3 protein-coding genes are annotated in these 3,994 nt (G+C 73.9%); 2 read left to right on the forward strand and 1 reads right to left on the reverse strand.

What is annotated here, in order from left to right; genetic code table 11:
- Nucleotides 1-318 precede the first annotated feature (318 nt).
- A complete protein-coding gene (locus FHE66_RS10920; protein ID WP_139072992.1) occupies nucleotides 319-1,242 on the forward strand; it encodes a type IV toxin-antitoxin system AbiEi family antitoxin in 924 nt (307 codons plus the stop codon).
- Between the two features lie 169 nt (nucleotides 1,243-1,411).
- On the opposite strand, the gene FHE66_RS10925 is transcribed toward FHE66_RS10920, so the two are convergent.
- Nucleotides 1,412-3,622, reverse strand: a complete 2,211-nt coding sequence (locus FHE66_RS10925; protein ID WP_139072993.1) for a SpoIIE family protein phosphatase — start codon at nucleotides 3,620-3,622, stop codon at nucleotides 1,412-1,414.
- Between the two features lie 85 nt (nucleotides 3,623-3,707).
- Between FHE66_RS10925 and FHE66_RS10930 the strand changes: the two genes are divergently transcribed.
- On the forward strand, nucleotides 3,708-3,994 hold a 287-nt coding region (locus tag FHE66_RS10930; protein WP_255303702.1), incomplete at its 3' end, for an STAS domain-containing protein.

Raw genomic sequence — 3,994 nt, forward strand, 5'->3', positions numbered from 1 at the left:
CCCCCCCCCCCCCCCCCGCGACAGCCGACTTCCGCCCGACAGCCGAGTTCCGCGCGACAGCCGAGTTCCGCACGACAGCCGAGTTCCGCACGACAGCCGAGTTCCGCACGACAGCCGAGTTCCGCGCGACAGCCGACTTCCGCGCGACAGCCGACTTCCGCGCGACAGCCGACTTCCGCGCGACAGCCGAGTTCCGCACCGCGGACTCACCGCGGCGGAACCCGAAGGTTGCTCCACGAGACCCGTGCACGACGTCGTCGCCCACAGCTCGGGACTTCACTCGCCCCCGGCACCCGCGACCGACGCCACTGTCGCTCCATGACCTCGCTCCTCGACCGCCCGTTCACCCGTCGCGACGCCGATGCAGACGGCCTGACCGGCATCGAGCTCGCCGCCCTGTGCGCCTCCGGCGAGCTCCTCCGCCCCAGTAAGGGCCTGTACCTGCCGGCACACCTCGCCGACGACGTCGGGGCTCGCGCCCTGGCCGTCAGCCTCGTTCTCCCCCGGGGTGCCGCGCTGGCGCGCGAGTCGGCAGCGTGGCTCATGGGGATCGACGTCCGCCCACCCGCCCGGTGGCAGCAGCCCCCGCTCCTCGAGTGCCTTGTCCCCCTCGGCGCCGTCCGACCGGAACGTCCCGACCTCAACGCCTTCGTCAGCGACCTCCCGCTCGGCGACGTCGTCGACGTCGCCGGTGTGCCGTGCACGTCGCCCACCCGCACGGCGCTCGACCTCGCGCGCTACCGTCCCGCGTTCATCGGACTCGGCGCGGTGGACGCGTTCACGCACGCGGGCCTCACGACGGTGCCCGAGCTCGAGGCCGCGCTCCGTCCGCTACGCGGGCGTCGGTTCGTCCGGCGGGCACGCGACGTCGTCGCGCTGTGCGAGCCGGCCACCGAGTCGATGGGCGAGTCGTGGAGCCGGTTGCGCGTTGTCGAGGCCGGCCTGCCCCGGCCACAGGTACAGATCAGCCTGCGGGAGAACGGCGTGGAGATCTACCGCCTCGACATGGGGTACGACGTTGAGCAGGTGGGTATCGAGTACGACGGCGTCGAGCACCACCTCAAGACCCGCGAGCAACGCCTGCACGACGACGCACGCCGCGCGGACATCCAGGACCGGTTCGGCTGGCGGGTCGTCCCCGTCACCGCGGAGGACGTGTTCGGCCGCCGGCCCGTCCTCGAGGGGACGATCATGGAGCTTCTCGGCATCTCGGTCGAGATACGCCGCCGTCGCTGGACGTGAGGGCACCCGACAGTCGGTCCCCTGGCAGAACCCCGCTCTCGCGCACAAGTCGACTGTCGCGCACAACTCGGCTGTCGCCCGGAACCCCGCTCTCGCGCACAACTCGGCTCTCGCGCGGAAGTCGGCTGTCGTGCGGAAGTCGGCTGTCGCGGATGGGTGGCGGCGGGGGTCAGGAGGTGGTGGGCGGTGTGTCCTTGGCGTCCTTGCCCTTGCTCCAGGGGTCCTTGGGACGGACGCGGGCCCAGACGACCTTGCCGGCCGGGGTCGGGCGCCAGCCCCACTCGGCGAGCCGGGAGATGATGTGCAGCCCGAAGCCACCGATCCGCCCGACCCGGCCCTCGCGGAGCACCGGCGGGCTGGGGTTGGCGTCCTCGACCTCGATGCGCAGCCCGTCACCGGTGTCGCGCAGGCGCAGGTCCACCCGGCCCCACCCGTGCATGACGGCGTTGGCGACCATCTCGGAGGCCACGAGCTCGGCCGCGGCGGTGTCCTCGATCCCCCAGGCCTCGCAGGCGCGCAGCACGGCGTGGCGGGCGCGGGCGATCGTCTGCGGGTCCATCGGCATCTGCCAGCGGCGCTCCCGGGGACCGGACCACCGCAGGGCCGGCGCCGCGGGGTCCGGGACCCGCAGCACGACGAGCGCGATGTCGTCCTCGGGGGCGTCGGCGAGCTCCTGGAGGAGCTCCTCACCGATCCCCGCGGCGTCCGGCGCGTCGATCTGCTCCGCCGTCGCGACGAGAGCGGCGACGCCGTCGCGCATCGACCGGTCCCGCCGCTCGACGAGGCCGTCGGTGTAGAAGATGAGGACGTCCCCCGGCTGGGCCACCGCGTGGCCGGTGTGCCGGGGACGCCCGCCGAAGCCGACGAGCGGCCCGTTCGCGCCGTCGAGCTGGCGCGACCGCCCGCCGCTCACGTGGACGATCGGCAGGTGCCCGGCACGCGAGTAGGCGATGTCCCAGTCCTCGCCGTCGGCGCGCGGGGACAGGCTCGCGTAGACGAACGACGCCGGCCGCGCGATCCGCATGCCCGCGACGAGCCGGTCCACCCGGTCGAGAACCTTGCCCGGCTCGACGAACTCGGCGGCATAGGCGCGCACGACGGAGCGCAGCTGGCCCATCGCGGCGGCCGCCTCGACGTCGTGCCCGACGACGTCGCCGACGACGATCCCGACCTTGCCCTCCCCCATGTCGAGCACGTCGTACCAGTCACCGCCCACCTGGGCGTGCTCCGAGCTCGGGGAGTAGTAGCTCCACACGTCCACGCCCTCGACATGGCTCTGCTCGGGGAGCATGGCACGCTGGAGGGTCTCGGCGAGCCGGTGCTCACGGTCGTAGAGCTGGAGGTTGTCCATCGCCATGCCGACGCGGCGCGCGACGAGCTCGAGGACGGTGGTGAGCTCACCGGGCGGCATCGCGCGCCGGTCGCGGCTGGGGTCGGGCGGCTGCACGGCCAGGACACCGAGGACCGCCTGGCGGCCGAGCACCGGCAGCAGCCACAGCGGGCCGTCGTCCGGCGCGTCGGGGTCCTCGGCGAGCAGGGCGAGCAGCTCGGCGGTGAGGGTGCCCTCGCGTGCCGGGCGGTCACGGTCGATGACGACCGTCTGCATCCGGGTGTCGAGGAGGAGCTCGCGCACGGGGTCGGAGCCCACGCCCTGGGCGCGGGCTCCGCGGCGCAGGTCACGACGGTGGTAGGTGATGCCGGCGAGGTCGGTGATCCGCTGCAGCCGGGTGCCGTCGGCGTAGAACCCCGCCCACGGGACGATGCGGCGCACGAGCAGCGCGCCGATCTCGACGAGCGCGGTGGCGGAGTCCGCGTCGGCGAGGATGTCGGAGACCCGGGCGACGAGGCTCAGCCCGCGGCGGGCGCGCTCCTCGGCAGCGGCCCGCTCCTCGGCCAGCACTGCCGAGGCGAGCTCCTCGGTGGCGTCACGCACCGTGACGAGCCAGCGGGTCGAGCCCTCGGGCTCCCCGGCGCCGAGCGGGCTGAAGGACACGGTGGCGCGGAAGGCGGTGCCGTCCGCGCGCGCCACCGAGCGCACGACGGCGACCGGCAGGCGGGCGTGCAGCGCCTCGCGCAGCGCGGTGGAGTCGCTCGCGGTGACGAGCCGGGGCGCGGTGGCCATCAGCTCCTCCTGCGAGAAGCCGGTGGCCTCGGCGAGCGCGTGGCCCACCCACACGACCCTGCAGTCCGGCGGCTCCTGCGTGAAGTCGACGTCGACGACGTACGTCGGGTCGGGAAGGGCGTCGAGCAGCTGGTCCGAACGCACCGTGAGCGTGGCCGGGGTACGCCCGGCGTGCTCGGCGTCGGCCTCCATGACGACCCCCAGACCCGGGGTCGGGACCGCCCCAGCCGCGGGCATGCCGCGAACCCGGTCGGCCATGGTGTCTCTCCCATCGTGCTGAGTCTCCTAGGATGCCCTTGAAGGCGTTCCGGCGCGAGCCGCCGGACGAGATGAAGGAGAACCTGTGGTCGACGACCGTTCCACCCCGCCCGGTGAGGGACACGACGCCGGGACCGCCTCCGTCATGGTGGCGCACGGGCGCACGCGGCTCGTGCTGTCCGGTGAGATCGACGTCGCCCTGAGCAGCGAGCTCACCGAGGCTGTCGCCGAGGCCGAGGCCTCGCGCAACCCGGTGGAGATCGACGCGCGCCACGTCACCTTCATGGACTCCTCCGGCGTCGCGCTGCTCGCCCGGCTCGCCCACCGCACGCCCGGCCCGCTCACGATGATCAAGCCGCCGGACGTCGTGCG

Source organism: Georgenia sp. 311 (assembly GCF_006151955.1).
In the GTDB taxonomy this organism is placed as follows: Bacteria; Actinomycetota; Actinomycetes; order Actinomycetales; family Actinomycetaceae; genus Oceanitalea; species Oceanitalea wutianyii.

What these genes read in the sequence shown, in the direction of transcription:
- FHE66_RS10920 (WP_139072992.1), top strand. Translation starts at nt 319, where the DNA reads ATGACCTCGCTCCTCGACCGCCCGTTCACCCGTCGCGACGCCGATGCA.
- FHE66_RS10925 (WP_139072993.1), bottom strand. Translation starts at nt 3,622, where the DNA reads ATGGCCGACCGGGTTCGCGGCATGCCCGCGGCTGGGGCGGTCCCGACC.